We start from the raw sequence: 19,957 nt of genomic DNA, 5'->3' as shown, positions 1-19,957 counted from the left end.
CCTCCATCATGCCCAAGCCGACAACTGAATTGTCTGACCAGGAATTCGCCGGCCGGCGCCCGGAGCTCAGCCGCCGTAGCGGGCGGCCAGCGTGCGCCGGTCGAGCTTGCCGATGCCGCGACGGGGCAACTCGTCGACGATGTGCACCTCCCGCGGGGCCGCGGTGGCATCAAGGGTCTGGGCCACATGGGCCCGCAACTCGGCCACATCGGGGACCGATGAACCCGGGGCCAGTACCAGTGCGGCGACCACGCGCTGGCCGAGCCGCTCGTCGGGGACCCCGAAGACCGCGCAGTCGGCGATCGCCGGATGGTCGGCGAGTGCCGATTCGACCAGTTGCGGCAGCACCGTCAACCCGCCGGTGCTGACCGCCTCATCGACCCGGCCCAGAACCCGCAACACGCCCGAATCATCCACGGTGCCAAGGTCATCGGTGCGGAACCACCCCGGCTCGGCGAAGGGGTCGGGGCTGATCGGGTTGCGATAGCCGCGGGCCACGGTGGCTCCGCCCAGCAGGATGCGGGAATTGTCGATACGCACCTTCACCCCGTCGAGTGCCACGCCGTCGTACACACATCCGCCCGCGGTCTCGCTCATCCCGTAGGTGCGGACCACGTTCACCCCGGCCGACTCCGCGCGTTCGGCCACCCCAGCCGGCATCGGCCCGCCGCCGATCAGAACGGCGTCGAGCTGGGCCAGCGCGTCCGCGGCGGCCGGGTCACGCAAGGACTTGTCGAGCTGCACCGCCACCAGTGAGGCGTAACGACGTCCATTGCCCAGAGCCGCCACCGCAGAAGGCAATTCGGACGGATCGAAGGACGCGGAGATGGTGACGGGCGTGGTGCCGGCCAGTGCACTGCGCACCAGGACCTGCAGGCCCGCGATGTGATAGGCGGGCAGGGCGAGCAGCCACCGGCCGTCACCGCCCAGCCGGGCGTGCGTGGCCGCGGCGCTGGCCCGCAGCGCGTCGGCGGTCAGCAGCGCGCCTTTGGGCTCGCCCGTGGTGCCCGAGGTCGAGATCACCACTGCGACGTCGTCGTCGATTTCTTCCCCGGCGCGCAAAGTGGTTGTCAACAAAGAACTCTGACGTTCGTCGTCGGCAGGGACGGGCAGGATCGCCGACCCGCGCCCGGTCAGGACGTCATCGAGGACTGCCGGCAATTCGTCCGTCGCGGATCCGACGGTGACGGAGCGTAGGACAGCTATGCCGGGCCCCCTGGCTCTTTCGGGTCGTCACCGTTCTGGCGGCCGGCGTCATCGGAGTCGATCGAGTCCTCGGCATCGCGCGGATCGTCCAACGGCCACCCCTTGGCCGCCAGTCGTTCCCGGACCCGCTCGACGTCTTCCGCGCGGGGCAGCTCGTCGGTGATCTGGGTGATGAGTACGCCGATGTCGATGTGATCGAAGTCACCGCGATCGATGAGATCCCGTGCGACGGCTTTGACTTCGTCGTTGGTGAGGCGCCGGGTCAGCAGGGCCAACAACGGCACCCGGTCTGGCCCAGGCACCCCCTCGGGGTACCCGGCGTTCAGCCAGGCCGCGATCTTCGCGAGAAATGCGTTCACTGTGCCTACTCCTGATGCACCCGAGCGAGGTTCCTCCGGACAAACGAGTTTGAGCCGGAAGACCGCATTGATGTTAGTGGTGCCAGCCGACTCTGGCTCGCAGTGAACTTATCGGCCGCTCGGGGATCGGCAAACCGCCCCGGCGAACAGCCCGGGGTGCGGAGATGAACACTCGGTGAACTCATTCGTAGCGTATTCGAATTCCCAGCTCAGCGAGGTGTTTCCGGCTGGTCAAAAACGCCAATGGTCCGACAGAATTACCGCCATGAGCGCTGAGCTGATCGTCCTGGTGCTGTTGATAGCAACTGCACTGGCTTTTGACTTCACAAACGGCTTTCACGACACCGGCAATGCCATGGCCACTTCGATCGCCACGGGGGCGTTGAAGCCGAAGACCGCTGTGATCCTGGCGGGTGTCCTCAACCTTGTCGGCGCGTTCCTCTCGGTCGAGGTGGCCGTCACGGTCACCACATCGGTGCTCAAGATCCAGGACAGCAAGACCGGGTCGCTGGTATCCGGCATCGATGCCTCGACGGGTCTCACGATCATCTTCGCCGGTCTGATCGGCGGCATCCTGTGGAACCTGCTGACCTGGCTCTTCGGTATTCCGTCCAGCTCGTCGCATGCGCTCTTCGGCGGGCTGATCGGCGCCGGGCTGGCAGCCATCGGCCTGTCCGGGGTCAACTGGTCCGGCGTGCTCCAGAAGGTGCTCATCCCCGCGATCGCGGCTCCCTTCATCGCCTGCCTCGTCGCCGCCGCCGGAACCTGGCTCGTCTACCGCATCACTCGCAACGTGCTGAAGAAGCGTCGTGAGCAGGGCTTCCGCTGGGGCCAGATCGCCACCGCCTCGCTGGTCGCACTGTCGCACGGAACGAATGACGCCCAGAAGACCATGGGCGTCATCGCGCTCGCCCTCATCACCACCGGCCACCTCACCGGGGACGTGAAGGAGAACGGCCTACCGATCTGGATCATCGCCTCTTGCGCGCTGGCCATCGGCCTCGGCACATACATCGGCGGCTGGCGCGTCATTCGCACGCTGGGCAAGGGCCTGGTCGAGATCGAATCCCCGCAGGGGCTTGCCGCTGAAGCATCGTCGGCTGCAATCATTTTGAGCTCCAGCGCGGCGGGCATGGCGCTCTCCACAACTCACGTCGCCACCGGCTCGATCCTCGGTAGCGGCGTCGGCAAGCCCGGCGCCGAGGTGCGCTGGGCCGTGGCCGGGCGCATGGCGATGGCTTGGTTGATCACGTTGCCCGCCGCCGGTCTCGTCGGCGCGCTGGCCTTCTGGCTGTCGCACGGTGTCGAGTCGCTCACCGGATCAGCGCTCGCCGGTGACGGCCTGATCTTCCTGGTCCTGGTCGCCCTGTCCGGGTACATGTGGTGGCGCGCCCAGCAGCAGAAGGTCGACCACAAGAACGTCAATGCCGATTGGGACGACTCCACCAACTCGGTGGTGCCGGCTGAGGTACGCGACGCCGCCAAGCCCGCCGCCACCGCCGACAAAGCCGCAGTCTGACCGGATCTAGCTAAGGAATCAGCTGATGATTTATGTGGACTCCATCTTCAAGGTGCTGGTTGTGGGGTTGATCCTCGGAGCCGGTCTGCCCGCGGTGTTCGCCACGGGCCTGGTGGCCTACTCGAACGGTGCCGGCGGTACACACGAGGACGGCACCGTCGTGGCGCCCAACCCCGCGCTGAAGGTCCTCGGTCTGGCGCTTTTCACCATCGTCGCTGCGGTGATCGTGATCGCGATCCTCTGGATCACCAAGACCACGATCATTCACCACTTCGGATTCAACCCCGTCCCCTTCATTCCGGGTAAGTGAGCTGAGCATGACCGAAACGACGAGCTTCCTGGACAACGTGCTGAGCTGGCTGCGGGCCGGCTATCCGGAGGGAGTGCCGCACAAGGATCAGTTCGCCTTGCTGGCGCTGCTGACCCGGTCGCTGACCGAGGATGAGGTGGTCAAGGCCACCCACGACATCCTGCGGTCCAGCAATGGCGACAGCCCGGTCACCGACGACGAGATCCGTCTGGCGGTGCACAATGTCATCGACAAGGACCCCAATCCGGAAGAGATCAACCAGGTCGCCGCTCGGCTGGCCTCGGTGGGTTGGCCGCTGGCGATTTAAGGGCAACGTTCGCAAGGCAATTCCTTCATCCAGGGCGGAATGCGTTGGTCCGGGCACCATGCCGGGTCAGGGGGTGAAGATCTTCTCGGTCTGGTCACGCTGGACATGCAGGTCCCAGTACAGCGGGGAGATCTGGTCTGCGGACGCGCTAGGGGTGCCCTCAGGAGCGCGGTCGCCGATCCATGCCCCGATGGCTACATGTGCGGCCTGAATGCCCTCGGGCTCGAGCTCCTTGTGCAAGTTCAGCACCCATGAGCGCAGGGCCGCGCCGGCGGTGTTGATGTCACTGAGCATCGGGGTGGGATCGACCGACCCGGCCCCGGTGGTGAACAGCAGTGTGCCCGAACCGGCTTGCCGCATTGCGGGCAGCACCACGCCGGTTGCTGCGATCGCACCGTAGACCAGGTATCGCATCTGCAGCTCCACGACTTGGTCTCGGACAAGTGGTCGCTCTACGTCGTGGCCGCTTTGGGGCATGGCCCGTTGCGGTTCAGCCAGGCCCGGCGGGTCGTAGTCGGGATCAGCCAGCGCATGCTCACCGTGACCCTGCGTCGTCTCGCTCGCGACGGACTGATCACGCGCACAGTGGTCCCCACGGTGCCGCCGCAGGTCACCTATGCGCTTACGGAGACCGGCGACGGCCTGCGTCTGGCCGTCCAGCCGTTGATCGATTGGGCTTTGGCCACCGCCGATGAAATCGGTGCCGCTCGCGCGGCCTACGACGCCCAAGGCGAAGGGCAGGCATGACCACGACACCGTCGAGAATTCACGGATAGGTGCTGGTCGCAGCGGCGCACTTCCTGTAACGCCGGCGCAGGATGCCTCTGTGTCGGCGATGTCGTTGAACGTCGGATCCGACGATCAACTCGCCCTAAGCCGCACCCTTGAGGCGATCGCACGATCCCCGGCCGTGCCATGTCTGCTGGGCAACTGGCTCCCATCATCGTGAGCAGTTCGCCTAATGGCTAGTTCATCTATTGCTACTAGATAAATGGCACTTAGCCGATCGGCTTGTTTCAAGTCGGCCAGTTGTATAACTTAAGTGCCATTGATGGCCGAGGCTGTCTGGTTCGGGTACCGGGGACGACGGCAGGGTGCGGGAGGAAGTGGCAATGCAATTGCTCAAGCGGGCGTGGTTGCCCTTGGTCTTCGTGGTGGTGATCGGCATAGCGGGGCTGGCCGTCGATCGGGTCCGCGGCGTGTTCGCATCCGACCCGCCTCTGACCACGCCGGTGGAGTTCGCGAACGATCCGGAACCGTTCGATCCAAAAGTGTTGACGTACGAGATCTTTGGTCCTGAAGGAGCGGCTGTGGATGTGAACTATGTGGATCTGGAAGGCGAGCCGCAGCGGGTCGACGACGCTATCCTGCCGTGGTCCATCACGCTGCAGACCACGGATCCGTCGGCTGCGGCCAACATCGTGGCGCAGGGCAAGACCAGCTTCCTGGGATGCCGGGTGATCGTCGACGGTGAGCTCAAGGACGAGCGCACGACTACCGGTACCAATGTTCAGACCTACTGCATCGTGAAGTCCGCGTGAGCGCGCACGGCGGCGAGCCGCCCACCGGGCCCATCGCCACCGTCGCCCCGGCCCGACACGAAACCGCGCACTTCGGCCGGATCGCCCGAGTGCTCCGCAAGCTGTCGATTCCGATCATCCTGATCTGGGTGGGTATCGCCGTCTTTTTGAACGTCGCGGTGCCGCAGCTCGAGGACGTCGGCGAGATGCGGTCGGTCTCGATGAGCCCCAAGGAGGCTCCGGCGGTTGTCGCCACCGAGCACATCGGCGAGGTGTTCGGCGAATATGAGTCCAACAGCTCGGCGATGATCGTCCTGGAAGGTCGGGAGAAGCTGGGTGCGGACGCCCGCCGCTACTACTCCGAGCTGATCGACAAGCTGCGGTCCGACACGGTTCATGTCGAGCATGTCCAGGACCTGTGGAGCGATCCGCTGACCGCGTCCGGGGTGCAGAGCGGTGACGGTAAGGCCGTCTACGTCTCGGCCAACCTGGCCGGCAACCAGGGAGAGGCGCTGTCGCTCGAATCCGTCGAGGCCGTCAAGCACATCGCCGAGAGTCTCTCTGCGCCCGAGGGCGTCGAGGTCTTCGTCACCGGTTCCGCGGCGATGACCGCCGAACAGACCGAGGCCGGCCACGGCAGCATGCGGCTGGTGGAGGCGCTGACCTTCCTGGTCATCATCGTCATGCTGTTGGTCATCTTCCGGTCGATCATGACCACGCTGCTGATCATCGGGATGGTCATGGTCAGCCTGCTGACCGTGCGCGGCGCGGTGGCATTCCTGGGGTACTACGAGATCATCGGCCTCTCGACCTTCGCGACCGGCCTGCTGGTCACGTTGGCAATCGCGATCTCGGTGGACTACGCGATCTTCTTCGTCGGCCGCTACCAGGAGGCACGAGGGAATGGTGAGGATCGAGAATCGGCCTACTACACCATGTTCGGGGGCACCGCGCATGTCATCGTCGGCTCCGGTTTGACGATCGCCGGTGCCACCTTCTGCCTGAGTTTCACCCGGCTGCCGTACTTCCAGACGCTCGGTGTGCCGCTGGCCATCGGCATGCTGGTGCTCATCATCACGGCGATGACATTCGGTCCGGCCATTGTCACCGTCGCCGGCCGGTTCATGGATCCCAAACGCTCGATGCGGGTGCGCGGTTGGCGCAAGGTGGGTGCCGCCGTGGTGCGGTGGCCCGGCCCGATCCTGATCACCACCATCGCGGTATCGCTCATCGGTCTACTGGCCCTGCCGGGGTACCAGACCAGCTACAACGACCGGCTGTACCTACCCGCTGACATTGCGTCCAATCAGGGTTACGCGGCCGCCGAGCGGCACTTCTCGCCGGCCCGGCTGAATCCCGAGATGCTGATGATCGAGAGCGATCGCGATCTGCGCAACCCCGCCGACTTCCTGGTCATCGAGAAGATCGCCAAGGCCGTCTTCCAGGTCGACGGCATCGGCCGGGTGCAGACCATCACCCGCCCCGACGGCACGCCGATCGAGAACACCTCGATCCCGTACATGATCAGCCAACAGGGCACCCTGCAGCGGCTCAACGAGAAATACAACACCGACCGCACCGCCGATATGACCAATCAGGTTGCGGATATGCAGAACACCATCGAGACCATGGACAAGATGACCGCCATCACCGTCGAGATGGCCGACACCACCAGTCAGATGGTGGCGTCCATGGACGGCATGGTGGGCAACATCGAAAAGCTGCGCGACAACATCGCCAACTTCGACGATTTCTTCCGGCCGATGCGCAACTACCTCTACTGGGAACCGCACTGCTTCGACATCCCGATGTGCTGGTCGATCCGGTCGGTCTTCGACGTCATCGACGGTATGGACGTGATGACCAGCGATATGAACAAGATGATGCCGCAGATGCATCGGCTCAACGAGTTGATGCCGCAGATGATCGCGATCATGCCCGAGATGAAGCAGACCATGGTGAACATGCGGGAGATGATGCTGACCATGCAGCAGACCCAGCAGGGTATGCAGGAACAGCAGCGCATCATGCAGGAGACGTCGACCGAAATGGGGAAGGCCTTCACCGATGCGATGAATGACGACTCGTTCTATCTGCCGGCCGAAGCGTTCGAAAACCCAGATTTCGCAAAAGGTTTGGAGCAGTTCCTGTCCCCGGACGGGCATGCGGTGCGGTTCATCATCAACCACGAAGGTGATCCGATGTCCGCGGCGGGTATCGAACGGATCGACTCGATCAAGAATGCGGCCAAGAAGGCGATCAAGGGCACACCGTTCGAGGGGGCGACCATCTACCTCGGCGGCACCGCGGCCACCTTCAAGGACATGGCCGACGGCACGCAGTACGACCTGCTGATCGCCGGAATCGCCGCGATCGCCCTGATCTTCCTGATCATGCTGCTGCTGACCCGGGCGATCGTCGCCGCGGCGGTGATCGTCGGCACGGTGGTGCTCTCGCTGGGTGCGTCGTTCGGCCTTTCGGTACTGCTGTGGCAGTACCTGCTGGGAATCGAGCTGCACTGGATGGTGCTGCCAATGGCGGTGATCATCCTGTTGGCGGTCGGTGCGGACTACAACCTGCTGGTCGTCTCCCGGCTCAAGGAGGAGATACACGCGGGCCTGAACACCGGCATGATCCGGGCGTTGGGTGGCAGCGGTTCGACGGTGACCGCGGCGGGCATGGTGTTCGCCTTCACGATGATGGTGATGGCGGTCAGCGATCTCACGATCATGGGCCAGGTCGGTACGACGATCGGTCTGGGTCTGCTGTTCGACACCCTGGTGATCCGCGCGTTCATGACGCCGTCGATCGCCGCGCTGCTCGGCAAATGGTTCTGGTGGCCGCAGCGGGTGCGGCCCCGGCCGATACCGCAGCCGTGGCCCCCGGTTCAACGTCACCCACAGGAGGCTCTGGTCTGATGCGGATCTCGTCGATGAAGCGCGGAACAATCGCGGCAGTTGCCATCGCGGCGGGTCTGATGGGCGCTGCCGTGCCGGTGGCCCACGCCGATCCCGATCAGGAGTTCGCCGAGCAGTTGCACACCCACGGGATTTACGGGCAGAAGGACTACAACGCCTGGATCGCCAAGATCATGTGCAAGCGGCTGCGCAACGGGCTCGACCCGGACGCGTTCGCGTCGGCGAAGTTCGTGCACGCCCAGCTGAACAGGGACACCACCACCGACCAGGCCTGGCAGTTCATCGGCGGCGCGATACCGACCTACTGCCCCGAACAGGCGCCCGTGCTGCAACACGCCACCGACCAACGCTGAGGAGCCAAACCCCATGCGCCGCAAGAAATCCATCGGTACCTGCCTGGCAGTGGCCGCCACGGCCACGACTCTGGTGTTCACGCCCGGCATCGCGGCCGCTGATGCCACCGACGAGTACCCGATCCCGAGCAACATGCTCAGGACCACCTGCACGGTCGACCAGTACATGGCTGCGGTGCGGGACACCAATCCGGTGTACTACGAGCGCTACATGATCGACTACAACAACAAACCCGCCGCCGATCAGCAGGGCGCCCGGGACCGCATCTACTGGTTCTTCTCGATGGACTACCCCGGCCGTCGCCAGTACTCGGAGAACACCGCCACCAACGCGTTCTTCGAGAACATGTCCTGGCGCTGGCCGAACTGGGCCAAATTGTTCTTCAACAACAAGGGCGTCGTCGCGCACGGCACGCAGAACTGCGCAACGTACCCACCCGTGGATCCGACCGTCTGGACCTGGTAGCGCTCGATTCGCACTGCGCTCACTCGAAATAGGATGAAGTGCGCATCAGTTGCTGCGCCGCTGCCAACAGCGTCCGGCGCAGATCCTCGTCGCTGACGTCCTCCAGTGTCTTGTCGGTCACGGCGGCATAGATGCCGCTGGTGACCATGGAGATGACGACTCTGCCCGCAGGCCCGTCGGCGCCGCCGAGTAGCAGGTTGGTGAACCGCTCGGTCATCTCGGTGAGGTCCTCGCGTGACTGGATCAGGCTTTCCAGCGCCGGGTCACCAGCCAGCACCGCGGCCAGCCGGCGGTGCCGCACGCTCAGGTCGATGAGGCCGCTGATGCTGATCTCCCGGCCGGTGGCCGGGTCGGAGACGGCCTCGGCGATCGCCACCACCCGCGCGATGTCGTCGAACATCGGTTGCGCCGCGGCCGCCACGATGTCTTCCTTGGAGTGGAACTGGTAGTAGACCGACGCCTTACCCACGCCGATGCTGTCGGCGATCATCTGCAATGTGGTGCCGCTGACGCCGTGTTCACCGAACAGCGTCAGCGCGGCCTCAAGCACGCGTGCGCGGGCGGTTCCACGGCCGAGCACTGATTTCGCCACGACGGTCTCCTCGTCAGTCCCGAGTGTCCCGGCGAAGCGGATGGGTGTCGGGCACCTGCACGAAGATCAGGGTGATGCCGTCGGGATCGGTCACGTGCATCTCATGCAGACCCCACGGCTCCTGGGCCGCGGCCCGGGCGATCGCCACGCCGCGGCTTTCCAGTTCCGCCTGGGTGGCGTAGACATCGCGCACCTGCAGCCACAGCGCTCCGGGGAACACCCCGGATTTGGTGGGGCTGTGGTGACCGGCCAGCTCGATCAGTGACTGCCCGGCGTAAAACACTGTGCCGGCGCCGTATTCGCGCGCGATGGCCAGACCGATCGCGTCGCGGTAGAACTCGACGGACTTCGGGTAGTCGACCGGCCGGATCAGCATCCGGCTGGCCAGGATTTCCATGTCCCTTGTCTACCACCGCCAGGTGTCGGGGCGAATCCGCGACACGGATCAGGCAGGGTGCCCGGGCATCCGGCGGGCGCGGTCGCTGGCGCGCAAGCCGATGGCGAACGCGGCCTGATCCTCGAAATTCATCGGGTTACGTCCCGTGATCTCGTGGATGCGACTCAGCCGGTGACGCACGGTGTTGGTGTGCAGGAACAGTTCGCGGGCGGTGTCGATGAGTGACCCGTTGGTGGCCAGGAAGGCCCGAAGAGTCCGCACGTGCTGGGTGCCCCGATCGTTGTCCAGGCGCTCGAGCGGGTCGATGAGTTGATTCTTGAACGGGGCCAGCCGGCTCAGCGGTAAACCCTCGACCAGGCTGTCGAAGGTGCTCAGTTGATCGGGTCCGATGCTTCCGCCGTGCTGCTGGGCCAGGTCGAGGGCGATGCGGGCTTGGGTTATCGCCGCCCCCAGCTCGGCGAGCGGTACGGCCGCGGCGTGCCCCGAGGGCATCGAGAGTTCGGTGGCGGCCTGAGCGCGGGCGCCGGCCTCAACAACCAGACAGACCTCGGGTGCGTCGCCGACCAGGGCATCGGGAAACGCCATCGACAGCACGGCGCCGGCCCCGGCCGGCCAGGCCGAGCAGGTCAGTTCGGGTGAGCTCAGCCCCGCCCAGTCCAACAGCTGATTGAGGGCGTCGGGCAGCAGCATGCGTCGCTCGATCAACGACAGCAGCTGTCCGACCCGTTCGCGGGTCAGCGTGGTTTCGATGTCGCGATCACCTTGGGCGGCCTGGGCGAATCGCGCGATCAGCTGCAGGACAGCGGTTTCGGGCGGGTCGCCGCTGCCCACCCAGGTCAGGGCGCCCAACCCGTCGACCACGGTGGTGGTGCCGGTGTCCTCGGGTGCCCCATCAGGATCCAGCAGGAGGTAGCCGCTCAGCACCTCACCTGCTCGGTCCAACAGCTGCCTCACCGATTCGCGCCGTCGTTGTGACGAAAGTAGTTCGGGCATCAGCGAATTGGTGGCCCGTGCGACGGATATCTCACCGCCGACCTGGAAGTCGGCAACATAGCGGCTCACCGACGAGAACGGCACATTGGGAGGGGCGATGAGGATCGGCAGGCCGTCTCGGGCGGCCGAGGTGATCAGCGCGCCGGGGACCGTGTCGTGCACATCGCCGATGCCGAAGCACAGGCCGGCGGCCCCGGCCCGGGTCAACGACTCGACGAATGCCGCGCAGTCCTCGGCGGTCTGCAGGCTGATGCCCACCGTGCAGACCAGCTCGCCACCGTGCAGATACCGCGACGGGTCCCGCAACTCGGTGGTGTGCACCCAGCTGATCCGGCGGTCCAGGTCGCCGGTGGGTTCGTCGGGCGTGAGCAGCCCTCGGTGTGACTCGAGGAGATCGCGCAGTGTCGGGATGACGTCGCTGCGGTCCGACATGGGGTGAGCGTAACGCCGACGTCACACCCGTGTCGGCGGGCATTGTCGGATCCTCCAATGCCGCCATGGGGCAACAGTGGGTTTGCAGCGTGTTCGCCGCGATTGCTTGGCGGTTGCACCACCGCGGCGTGATAGTTCCTGCAACCACGTCAGAGGGAGCACAGATGACTGCATCGCCGATCTCGGCGCCCGCGCACGACCCCGACGGACCCCATGTTCTACGGCGCGAATTCTCGCTGTGGTCAGCGTTTGCCTTCGCTTTCGCGTTCATCTCGCCGATCGTCGCGCTCTACGGGATCTTCGGTTTGGCACTGGCAGCGGCCGGCCCGAGCTTCTGGTGGGGCTTCGCGCTGGTGTTCGGCGGCCAGCTGCTGGTGGCCCTGGTCTTCGCGATGCTGGTGTCCCGCTGGCCGTTGGAGGGTTCCATCTATCAGTGGTCGCGGCGGCTGCTGGGCACGACCTACGGCTGGTTCGCCGGCTGGGTGTACATGTGGACGCTGGTGATCGCGATGGCGACGGTGGCGCTCGGCGCGGCCGGGTTCGTGGCCAACATCGCCGGGGTGGAATCTCCGTCCGGGGGCCTGCGGGCCGTCATCGCGCTGATGATCCTGCTCGGCGGGACAGCGATCAATCTGATCGGCCGCGGCGCGCTCAAGGTGTTCATGACCGCCAGCATCGTGGCCGAAGTGATCGGTTCCATCGGGCTGGGCACATGGCTGCTGGTGTTCCATCGCAACAACTCGTTGTCGGTGCTGTTCGACGGAGGCGGTCCCGGGCTGGATACCTGGAGCTACCTGAGCGGGCCGTTCCTGATCGCGGTGGCCTTCATCGGGTTCTCGTTCGTCGGGTTCGAAAGCGCGGGCGCGATCGCCGAGGAGGTGCATGAGCCGCGGCGGGATCTGCCCAAGGCGGTGATCTTCTCGCTGGGGTTCATCGCGTTGGTGGTGGCCTACTCGAGCCTGGCGATCATCCTGGCGATCCCGGATCTCGATGCGGTGGTATCGGGTTCGGTGGCCGACCCGGTGTACGAAACTCTCACGGCGGCACTGGGACACGGCATCGCCAAACCGGTCGAGGTGCTCTTCGTGATCGGCTTCCTGGCCAGCTTCCTGGCCCTGCAGACTTCGGCCTCACGCGTGATCTGGGCCTACGCCCGTGACGGTGCATTGCCGGCCTCGGCCGCGCTGGCCCGGTTGCGCGGCAGGGCCCGGATCCCGGTGGTGGCGATCCTGGTCACCACCGTCGTCGGCGGGGCACTGTTCCTGCTCAGCATCGTGGCCGGCGACATCTATTCGCTCATGGTCAATTTCACCGCCGGCGGCTTCTATCTGGCCTTCCTGTTCCCGCTGATCGGGTTCGTGGTGGTGCTGGCCCGCCGCGGCTGGACCGACGGTGCATTCAGCCTGGGCCGGGCCACGGTTCCGGTTGCCGCCGTGGCCGCGGTGTGGGCGATCCTGCAGACCCTCAACATCGCCTGGCCGAGGCCGGTTTTCGAGCAGCGCTACCTGGACTGGTCGGTGTGGATCGGGCTCGCGGTGCTGGGTGTGATCGGTCTCGGGATCCTGCTCAGTGTGCGCAAGCGGATCGTGAGCGCCGCGGTGATCGATGGGGTCGAGATCCTCGATGAGCGCGCCGACGTCAAGGCGGTGGCCGGTGACTGAGGCTCCTGTCGCCGTCGTCACGGGTGGCGCCAGCGGGATCGGCGCTGCCGTGGTCTCCGCGCTGCGCGAGCGTGGCTACGTCATCGGAACGCTCGATCTGTCGGGCGCAACCGAGGCGGATCACGCTGTGGCAGCCGATGTTTCCGACGGCACCGCCGTCGCCGGCGCGGTCGCCGAGATCCGCGCCGAACTCGGCCCGATCGCCGCGCTGGTGACCTCGGCCGGGTACTACGAGATGGCTCCGGTGAGCGAGATCAGCGCCCAGGCCTGGCAGCGCATGCTGCGGGTGCATGTGGGCGGGCTGTTCCACGCTGCCCGGGCCTGCCTGCCCGACATGCTCGAACGGGGCTCGGGTGCGGTGGTCGCGGTGGCCAGTGAACTCGCGGTCGGCGGCGGCGACTGCGACGCTCACTACGCCGCGGCCAAGGGTGCCATCCTCGGTCTGGTGCGCAGCTTGGCCGCCGAGGTCGCCGATCGCGGTGTGCGGGTGAATGCGGTGGCTCCCGGGCCGACTGACACCCCGCTTCTCGCCGATGATTCTCCTTGGCGGGCAGCGGATTACCTGGCCACGCTGCCGTTGCGGCGGTTGGTCACCCCGGCCGAGGTGGCGCGCTGTGTGCAGTACCTGGTGTGCGACGCCACCTTCAGCGTCGGCGACGTCGTCAACGTGAATGCGGGAGCGGTGATATGAGCTCGTTGCAGGGCCGGGCCGTGTTGGTCACCGGTGCGGCGCAGGGCATGGGTGCCGCCCACGCGCGCCGGCTGGCCGCGGCCGGAGCGACGGTCGCGGTCAACGACATTCGTGGCGGTGCCGCGCTGGATGCGCTGGCTGCCGAGATCGGCGGCTTGGCTGTGCCCGGTGACGTCAGTGACCCGGCCACCTGTGCCGAGATCGCAGATGCGGTGGTGGCCGCGGCGGGCAGGCTCGACGTGCTGGTCGCCAATCATGCCTACATGACCATGGCCCCTCTGCTTCAGCACGACGAGGCGGACTGGTGGCGGGTCGTCGACACCAATCTGGGTGGCACCTTTCATCTGGTGCAGGCGGTGTTGCCGCACATGCGCCGGCTCGGCGCGGGGCGCATCGTCGTGATCTCCAGCGAGTGGGGTGTCACCGGCTGGCCCGAGGCCACGGCCTACGCGGCGTCCAAGGCCGGGCTGATCTCGTTGGTCAAGACGCTGGGGCGGGAGTTGGCGCCGGAGGGGATCATCGTCAACGCGGTGGCGCCCGGCGTGACCGACACCCCGCAGCTGCAGGTCGACGCAGACTCCGCCGGAATCCCACTGACAGATATGCACAAGCGTTACGCCGAGTCGATTCCGTTGGGCCGCATCGGTTCTGTCGACGAGATCGCGGCCGCGGTGGAGTTCCTGGCCGACTTCGAGATGTCGGCGGTCGTCGGGCAGGTGATCGCCTGCAATGGCGGGGCGACCCGGACCAGGGCGTGACGCAGTGAGAGAAGGGAATCAGGTGGCAAGCCAACCGTATGTGCGGTCGGAGACCGGAAATGTCGGGCAGGTCGATGCGATGGCGGTGCCGCGGTATGCGGGCATCGCCACCTTTGCCCGGCTGCCGCAACGCCACGAGGTCTCCGACTACGACATCGCGGTGGTCGGGGTGCCGTTCGACACCGGCGTCACCTACCGGCCGGGGGCCCGGTTCGGCCCGGCCGCGATCCGGCAGGCCTCGCGTCTGCTCAAGCCCTACCACCCGGCGCTGGACGTGAGCCCGTTCGCGCAGGCACAGGTGGTCGATGCCGGCGACATCGCGGCCAATCCGTTCGACATCGAGGCGGCGGTGGAGCAGGTGCGCGAGGGCATCGCCGACCTGCTGACCACACCGCGACAGCGGGTGGTGCTCCTCGGCGGGGACCACACCATCGCGCTGCCGGCACTGCAGGCGATGCATGCGGTCCACGGCCCGGTGGCGCTGGTGCACTTCGACGCCCACCTCGACACCTGGGACACCTACTTCGGTGCGCCCTGCACGCACGGCACCCCGTTCCGCCGGGCTTCCGAACAGGGCCTGATCGTCAAGGGCCACTCGGCGCACGTCGGGATCCGCGGCTCGCTCTACGACCGCGCCGACCTGCTCGACGACGAGTCATTGGGCTTCACGGTGGTCCACTGCCGCGATATCGACCGCATCGGTGTCGACGGGGTCATCGAGCGGATCCGCGACCGGGTGGGGGACCACCCGGTGTACGTTTCGATCGACATCGACGTGCTGGACCCGGCATTCGCGCCGGGCACGGGAACGCCCGAGATCGGTGGAATGACGAGTCGTGAGTTGGTGGCGGTGTTGCGTGCCATGCGCGGGTTGCAGATCGTCGGTGCCGACGTGGTGGAGGTCGCTCCGGCCTACGACAGCGGTGACGTCACCGCCGTGGCGGGGGCCAATCTGGCCTACGAGCTGGTTACGCTGATGGCTGACCATGGCTGAATTCTCTTGGCCGGAAGGCAAAACCGCGGCGGCGGCGTTCACGTTCGATGTGGATGCCGAGTCGGCCGTACTGTGGGGCAACGAGGGTGCCGCCGCGCGGATGAGCGTGATGTCCCACCAGGCCTACGGGCCGCTGGTGGGAATTCCCCGGATCCTGGAACTGCTGGAGCGCCACCAGATTCCGTCGACGTTCTTCGTCCCCGGTCACACCGCGCACCGGTACCCCGAGGCGGTGCGCGCGATCGTCGCAGCCGGGCACGAGATCGCCCACCACGGTTACCTGCACGAGCAACCGACTGCACTGACGCTGCAAGAGGAGATCGACGCACTGGACCGCGGCCTGGAGGCGCTGGCCGAGGTGGCCGGCGTGCGGCCGGTCGGCTACCGCGCGCCGATGTGGGACCTGTCCTGGCACACCCCGGCGCTGCTGGCCGAACGTGGATTCCTGTACGACTCCAGCCTGATGGACGCCGACTGCCCCTATGAGCTGGCCGTCGGTGACCGCTCGCTGGTCGAGATCCCGATCCAGTGGGCGCTCGACGACTGGGAGCAGTACTGCTATCTGCCCGACATCTCCGGATCCGGTCTGATCGAAAGCCCGCGCAAGGCAAGGGAACTCTGGCAGCTGGAGTTCGACGCGCTGCGCCGCGTGGGGGCCTGCTGGGTACTCACCAATCACCCCTTCCTGACCGGACGGGCTTCGCGGGCAGCCGAACTCGACGACCTCATGCGTTACGTGCTTGAGCACACCGATGTGTGGACCACCAACCTCGGGGCCATCGCCGAGCATGTGCGCTCACTCGGGCTCCAGCCGCGGAGCATCACCGAGCCGTGATCAGACGGGCTGGACCCGTTGCCGTTTCATCACGGCGTCGACCAGTCCGGGTGCCACGGTGTTGAGTGCCTTGGCGGTCACGGCCATGCGCGGGGCGATCTGCACCGGCCGGGTGCGGGCCGCGGTCAGCATCCAGTCGGCCGCCTCGGCCGCGGACAGTCCCGGCAGCCCGTCGTAGGCCCGGGTCGGGGCGATCATCGGGGTCTTCACCAATGGGTAGTACAGCGTCGTGGAATGCACGCCGACGGCGGCCCATTCGGTTTCGATGACCCGGCTCACCGCGGCCAGGGCGGCCTTGGAGGCGTTGTACACCGCGAACAGCGGCGAGGATTCGTTCATCACGCCCCAGGTGGCGACGTTGATGATGTGCCCGTCACGGCGCTCGCGCATGCCCGGGGCCAGGCCGCGGATGAGCCGCAGCGGCGAGTAGTAGTTGAGCGTCATGGTGCGCTCGACGTCGTGCCAGCGGTCCAGCGATTCGGCCAGCGGGCGCCGGATCGACCGGCCCGCGTTGTTGATCAGGATGTCGACACCGCCCAGATCGCGTTCCACGGTGGCGACCAGTTCGTCGATGGCGTCCATGTCGGACAGGTCCACCGCGTGGGCGCGGGCGTCGCCGCCCTTGGCGGTGATCCGCCCGACCAGGTCGTCGAGCAGTTCCTGCCGGCGGGCCACCGCGATGACGGTGGCTCCCTTCGCGGCGAACTTCTCGGCCGCGGCCTCACCGATGCCCGAAGAAGCACCGGTCAGCAGGATCCGCTTGCCGGCGACGTTGACATCGTCCCGGGCCTGCAGCCGCTCGGTCAGCGGCGGGCGCATGCTGGTCAACAGCAGCTGCTCGGAGATTCGGCGCAGCGGGTTCTTGCTCATGCCGTGAGTTTAGGAGACCTAGATTTTCCCCGGCGAGCGGACGTCGCGGCAGCCGTGACCTGGCATTCTCATGTACCGCTGCGTCTGCTCGCCGGGGAAAAGTGTTCTGCGCGCCGTGAGCCGACGCGTCAGGCGGTCAATTTTTCACTGAGTTCCCACAGTCTCTGCGCGGATTGCGGGTCGACCGCGTACCGCGTGACGCCGACCGTCGTCTCCATCGGTCCGGCGGTGATGTCGAGCGTCAACGGTTCGGTGATGTCTTCCAGCGGTGCGACGTCGTTGTTCTGCAGGTACACGCCACCGAGGTCGTCGAGCCGCGGGCTGGTGGCTGCCCAAACGCTGGTCGACGCACCTTGTTCCGGAGTTTTGCGATCCCGTTCCGGATCGATCACCGGCTGTCCGTCGTCGTCGACCAGGCCCATGGCGCGCCAGCCGTCTTCGCCGAGCCACGGTGCGAGGTTGGTACTCACGATCCCACCGGGATGTAGTGCGTAGCCGCGGATTCCTTCGCCGGCGAAGCGGCGGTCGAGTTCCACTGCGAACAACACATTGGCCGTCTTCGACTGGCCGTACGCCACCATGCCGTCGAACTCGCCGGTGTCGAAATGCGGGTCGTCCCAGTGGATGTCGGACAGATGGTGTCCCCAGGATGAAACCTCCACCACCCGGGCGCCCGAAGCCCCGCGCAATGCGGGGAGCAGACCCAGCGTCAGTTGGAAATGGCCGAGGTGATTGGTGGCGAACTGTGATTCGTAGCCGCGGGCGTCGCGGACCAGTTCGCCGCCCATGATGCCGGCGTTGTTCACCAGGATGTGCAGTGGCTGACGTGAGTCGAGGTATCTGACTGCGAACGTATCGATTGATCGTGGGTCCATCAGGTCGAGCGGGTATACCTCGACGCGGTCGATGCCGGCCAGTGCATGTGCCGCCCGTTCCGGGGAGCGCGCGCCGACCACCACCGAAGCTCCGGCCTGGCTCAGAGCCCGGGTGGTCTCGAGGCCGAGTCCGACATGGCCGGCGGTGACGATGACGTTGCGTCCAGACAGGTCGATGCCTGCGAGCACGTCCGTTGCCGTCGAGGCGGCGGTGAATCCCGATCCGATGGGGCGTTGGTTCTGTGTCATGCCTCCACGATGTCTCCGTTAGGCCGGACTTTGAATGGTTGTGAGTCCACATTTTTTACGCGATAGTACGGATATGGTTCGTGATCAGCTCTCCGATGTCTTTGACCTCGTCGAGGTCCGTGGCCTGATTTCCGGGGGGTTCGCCGTGCGCGGAGACTGGCGAGCTCACGCGCCGATCAGGTATCCGCTCAAGTTGACCGCCGTGGTGTGCGGTTGTGTCCGGCTCATCACCGACGGCATGGATCAGCCCATCGAGTTACTCGCCGGTGATGTGGCCATTCTCAACAGCCGCAAATGGGTCGCGTTGGAGGGTGGGCCGGGAACGGGGCCGCCGACCGAAATCGTCTTGCGCGAATCCGATCCGTTCGTGCGCGTCGACGGCGCCGATTGCGGCGACGCCGACGTGATCATCGGCGGGCACGTCGACGTCAACCCTGCCGGTGAGGCGCTGCTCCTGCATGCCCTGCCGCCGGTGGGACACGTCCGCGCCGCATCAGCACAGGCGGGCAGCCTGCACGGGCTGCTCGACCGACTGGTGGAGGAGGTGACCGGTGACCGGATAGGCGCGGCGTTCGCCATTCGCCAGCATGGCCAGCTGCTGCTGCTTGAGGTGCTACGGGCGTACATCGATCAGGGTGAACACCTGCCGCCGGGCTGGCTGCGGGTGCTGACAGATGAGCGATTGCGCCCCGCCCTTGCCGTTATGCATGACCAACCCGCGAAGTCCTGGCGGCTGGAGGAGCTGGCTCGTGCCGCAGCGATGTCACGGACATCGTTCGCCGAGCGGTTCCGTGCGGTGGCCGGGGTACCGCCGCTGACCTACCTGAACAACTGGCGAATGCTGCTGGCGCAGCGTGCCCTCCGCGATGACGACACCCGGGTCGGCGCACTGGCCGTCACACTGGGTTACTCCTCCGAAGGTGCGTTCTCCAACGCATTCAAACGCGAGGTGGGTATGTCTCCACTGCGCTACCGGGCACACGTCCGCGATGAATCGGCGGCCGCTGACCGGTCGGTATCGGTATGACGATCACCGGCAAGCTTGACCAGCGCTTCAGCGAGGCGACCGAAGCGACGAGTTGGGAGTCCGCCGCGGCGGCCCTCGATGCCGCCGGGCTGTACTGGCTCACGACCGTGCGCGGTGACGGGCGACCGCACGTCACACCGTTGGTCGGGGTGTGGACCGACGGTGTGTTCGTGTTCTGCACCGGGTCCACCGAGCAGAAGGCCCGCAACCTTCAGGCCGGCGCGGGCGTCGTCGTCACCACCGGCACCAACACGTGGAACGCGGGCCTCGACATCGTCGTCGAGGGCACCGCCGCACGGGTGACCGGCCTGCAGCGGCTGACCGCCCTGGCCGACACCTATCGGAGCAAGTACGGGGACGACTGGGATTTCGATTGCGACGACGAGGTTTTCGACCCGGACGGTGAGGCCGCGATCGTCTACCAGGTCAGCCCGGCCAAGGTGCTCGCGTTCGCGAAGTCACCGCACGGCCAGACGGTTTTCCGCTTCTAGCCCTGCGTTCTAGCCCTGCGATTTGTGGAGTTTCAGCGTCCCCGAAATCATAGAAATCGAACGTCTGTCCGTCTGACAACGCAAACCCCGATGCGAAAGCAGCGCTTCCGAGTGCGCTCGCACCCTGGAGGATG

Annotated in this window: 23 protein-coding genes; 15 read left to right on the top strand and 8 right to left on the bottom strand. The window is 66.2% G+C overall.

Annotated elements, in window-relative coordinates:
* Positions 1 to 66: 66 nt before the first annotated feature.
* Positions 67 to 1,161 (bottom strand): o-succinylbenzoate--CoA ligase, encoded by a 1,095-nt coding sequence (menE, locus tag ACWEFV_RS23485; protein WP_450071951.1) that lies wholly within the window; start codon positions 1,159 to 1,161, stop codon positions 67 to 69.
* A 41-nt stretch (positions 1,162 to 1,202) separates the two neighbouring features.
* Positions 1,203 to 1,565 (bottom strand): DUF3349 domain-containing protein, encoded by a 363-nt coding sequence (locus ACWEFV_RS23480; protein ID WP_450071950.1) that lies wholly within the window; start codon positions 1,563 to 1,565, stop codon positions 1,203 to 1,205.
* Positions 1,566 to 1,830: 265 nt separating this feature from the next.
* Here ACWEFV_RS23480 and ACWEFV_RS23475 point away from each other — a divergent pair, with 265 nt between their 5' ends.
* Genes ACWEFV_RS23475 through ACWEFV_RS23465 form a run of 3 tightly spaced genes read left to right on the top strand, consistent with a single transcriptional unit; the run spans position 1,831 to position 3,701 of the window.
* Positions 1,831 to 3,084 carry an anion permease gene (locus ACWEFV_RS23475; protein WP_450071949.1) on the top strand — a complete coding sequence of 418 codons (1,254 nt, stop codon included), beginning with the start codon at positions 1,831 to 1,833 and terminating at the stop codon, positions 3,082 to 3,084.
* 25 nt (positions 3,085 to 3,109) lie between these two features.
* On the top strand, positions 3,110 to 3,394 hold the full coding sequence (locus tag ACWEFV_RS23470; RefSeq protein WP_135458361.1) for a hypothetical protein: 285 nt from the start codon (positions 3,110 to 3,112) through the stop codon (positions 3,392 to 3,394).
* Between the two features lie 7 nt (positions 3,395 to 3,401).
* The gene (locus ACWEFV_RS23465; protein ID WP_450071948.1) at positions 3,402 to 3,701 is read left to right on the top strand and encodes a DUF3349 domain-containing protein; all 300 of its coding nucleotides are present in this window, start codon (positions 3,402 to 3,404) and stop codon (positions 3,699 to 3,701) included.
* Positions 3,702 to 3,767: 66 nt separating this feature from the next.
* On the opposite strand, the gene ACWEFV_RS23460 is transcribed toward ACWEFV_RS23465, so the two are convergent.
* Positions 3,768 to 4,115 (bottom strand): hypothetical protein, encoded by a 348-nt coding sequence (locus ACWEFV_RS23460; RefSeq protein WP_450071947.1) that lies wholly within the window; start codon positions 4,113 to 4,115, stop codon positions 3,768 to 3,770.
* A 15-nt stretch (positions 4,116 to 4,130) separates the two neighbouring features.
* On the opposite strand from ACWEFV_RS23460, the gene ACWEFV_RS23455 reads away from it, so the two are divergent.
* The 5 genes from ACWEFV_RS23455 (at position 4,131) to ACWEFV_RS23435 (ending at position 8,958) form a co-directional block, all read left to right on the top strand.
* Positions 4,131 to 4,448 (top strand): winged helix-turn-helix transcriptional regulator, encoded by a 318-nt coding sequence (locus ACWEFV_RS23455; protein WP_450071946.1) that lies wholly within the window; start codon positions 4,131 to 4,133, stop codon positions 4,446 to 4,448.
* A gap of 365 nt (positions 4,449 to 4,813) precedes the next feature.
* Positions 4,814 to 5,242, top strand: coding sequence for an MmpS family transport accessory protein (locus ACWEFV_RS23450; RefSeq protein ID WP_450071945.1), 429 nt, complete (start codon positions 4,814 to 4,816; stop codon positions 5,240 to 5,242).
* Complete coding sequence (locus ACWEFV_RS23445; RefSeq protein ID WP_450071944.1) at positions 5,239 to 8,139, top strand: MMPL/RND family transporter; 2,901 nt, start codon at positions 5,239 to 5,241, stop codon at positions 8,137 to 8,139. Before ACWEFV_RS23450 ends, ACWEFV_RS23445 begins: the two co-directional genes overlap by 4 nt.
* A gap of 14 nt (positions 8,140 to 8,153) precedes the next feature.
* Positions 8,154 to 8,492, top strand: a complete 339-nt coding sequence (locus ACWEFV_RS23440) for a DUF732 domain-containing protein (RefSeq protein ID WP_450071943.1) — start codon at positions 8,154 to 8,156, stop codon at positions 8,490 to 8,492.
* A 13-nt stretch (positions 8,493 to 8,505) separates the two neighbouring features.
* Positions 8,506 to 8,958: a DUF5078 domain-containing protein gene (locus tag ACWEFV_RS23435; RefSeq protein ID WP_450071942.1), complete on the top strand. Its 453-nt coding sequence runs from the start codon at positions 8,506 to 8,508 to the stop codon at positions 8,956 to 8,958.
* Between the two features lie 19 nt (positions 8,959 to 8,977).
* Here ACWEFV_RS23435 and ACWEFV_RS23430 read toward each other — a convergent pair whose 3' ends face one another.
* From ACWEFV_RS23430 to ACWEFV_RS23420, 3 genes are read right to left on the bottom strand one after another with little or no spacing between them, the layout of a single operon-like run.
* Positions 8,978 to 9,550 carry a TetR/AcrR family transcriptional regulator gene (locus ACWEFV_RS23430; RefSeq protein ID WP_450071941.1) on the bottom strand — a complete coding sequence of 191 codons (573 nt, stop codon included), beginning with the start codon at positions 9,548 to 9,550 and terminating at the stop codon, positions 8,978 to 8,980.
* Positions 9,551 to 9,563: 13 nt separating this feature from the next.
* The gene (locus tag ACWEFV_RS23425; RefSeq protein WP_450071940.1) at positions 9,564 to 9,947 is read right to left on the bottom strand and encodes a VOC family protein; all 384 of its coding nucleotides are present in this window, start codon (positions 9,945 to 9,947) and stop codon (positions 9,564 to 9,566) included.
* 48 nt (positions 9,948 to 9,995) lie between these two features.
* Positions 9,996 to 11,372: a PucR family transcriptional regulator gene (locus tag ACWEFV_RS23420; protein ID WP_450071939.1), complete on the bottom strand. Its 1,377-nt coding sequence runs from the start codon at positions 11,370 to 11,372 to the stop codon at positions 9,996 to 9,998.
* A 164-nt stretch (positions 11,373 to 11,536) separates the two neighbouring features.
* Here ACWEFV_RS23420 and ACWEFV_RS23415 point away from each other — a divergent pair, with 164 nt between their 5' ends.
* From ACWEFV_RS23415 to ACWEFV_RS23395, 5 genes are all read left to right on the top strand, one after another.
* Complete coding sequence (locus tag ACWEFV_RS23415) at positions 11,537 to 13,033, top strand: APC family permease (protein ID WP_450071938.1); 1,497 nt, start codon at positions 11,537 to 11,539, stop codon at positions 13,031 to 13,033.
* The gene (locus ACWEFV_RS23410) at positions 12,996 to 13,724 is read left to right on the top strand and encodes an SDR family NAD(P)-dependent oxidoreductase (RefSeq protein WP_450071937.1); all 729 of its coding nucleotides are present in this window, start codon (positions 12,996 to 12,998) and stop codon (positions 13,722 to 13,724) included. Before ACWEFV_RS23415 ends, ACWEFV_RS23410 begins: the two co-directional genes overlap by 38 nt.
* A complete protein-coding gene (locus ACWEFV_RS23405) occupies positions 13,721 to 14,482 on the top strand; it encodes an SDR family NAD(P)-dependent oxidoreductase (RefSeq protein ID WP_450071936.1) in 762 nt (253 codons plus the stop codon). Before ACWEFV_RS23410 ends, ACWEFV_RS23405 begins: the two co-directional genes overlap by 4 nt.
* A 79-nt stretch (positions 14,483 to 14,561) precedes the next feature.
* Positions 14,562 to 15,476: an agmatinase gene (gene speB, locus ACWEFV_RS23400; protein ID WP_450072078.1), complete on the top strand. Its 915-nt coding sequence runs from the start codon at positions 14,562 to 14,564 to the stop codon at positions 15,474 to 15,476.
* Complete coding sequence (locus ACWEFV_RS23395) at positions 15,469 to 16,311, top strand: polysaccharide deacetylase family protein (protein ID WP_450071935.1); 843 nt, start codon at positions 15,469 to 15,471, stop codon at positions 16,309 to 16,311. The genes speB and ACWEFV_RS23395 overlap by 8 nt, the downstream gene beginning before the upstream one ends.
* Here the strand turns inward: ACWEFV_RS23395 and ACWEFV_RS23390 are convergent, their stop codons facing one another.
* On the bottom strand, positions 16,312 to 17,181 hold the full coding sequence (locus ACWEFV_RS23390; RefSeq protein ID WP_135458342.1) for an SDR family oxidoreductase: 870 nt from the start codon (positions 17,179 to 17,181) through the stop codon (positions 16,312 to 16,314).
* Between the two features lie 128 nt (positions 17,182 to 17,309).
* On the bottom strand, positions 17,310 to 18,305 hold the full coding sequence (locus tag ACWEFV_RS23385; RefSeq protein ID WP_450071934.1) for an SDR family NAD(P)-dependent oxidoreductase: 996 nt from the start codon (positions 18,303 to 18,305) through the stop codon (positions 17,310 to 17,312).
* A 73-nt stretch (positions 18,306 to 18,378) separates the two neighbouring features.
* On the opposite strand from ACWEFV_RS23385, the gene ACWEFV_RS23380 reads away from it, so the two are divergent.
* On the top strand, positions 18,379 to 19,332 hold the full coding sequence (locus ACWEFV_RS23380; RefSeq protein WP_450071933.1) for an AraC family transcriptional regulator: 954 nt from the start codon (positions 18,379 to 18,381) through the stop codon (positions 19,330 to 19,332).
* Positions 19,329 to 19,823 (top strand): pyridoxamine 5'-phosphate oxidase family protein, encoded by a 495-nt coding sequence (locus tag ACWEFV_RS23375; RefSeq protein ID WP_450071932.1) that lies wholly within the window; start codon positions 19,329 to 19,331, stop codon positions 19,821 to 19,823. The genes ACWEFV_RS23380 and ACWEFV_RS23375 overlap by 4 nt, the downstream gene beginning before the upstream one ends.
* The last annotated feature ends 134 nt before the right edge of the window (positions 19,824 to 19,957 follow it).

It is taken from the genome of Mycobacterium sp. NPDC004974 (genome assembly GCF_053600815.1).
This window is presented reverse-complemented; position numbering and strand designations above follow the sequence as displayed.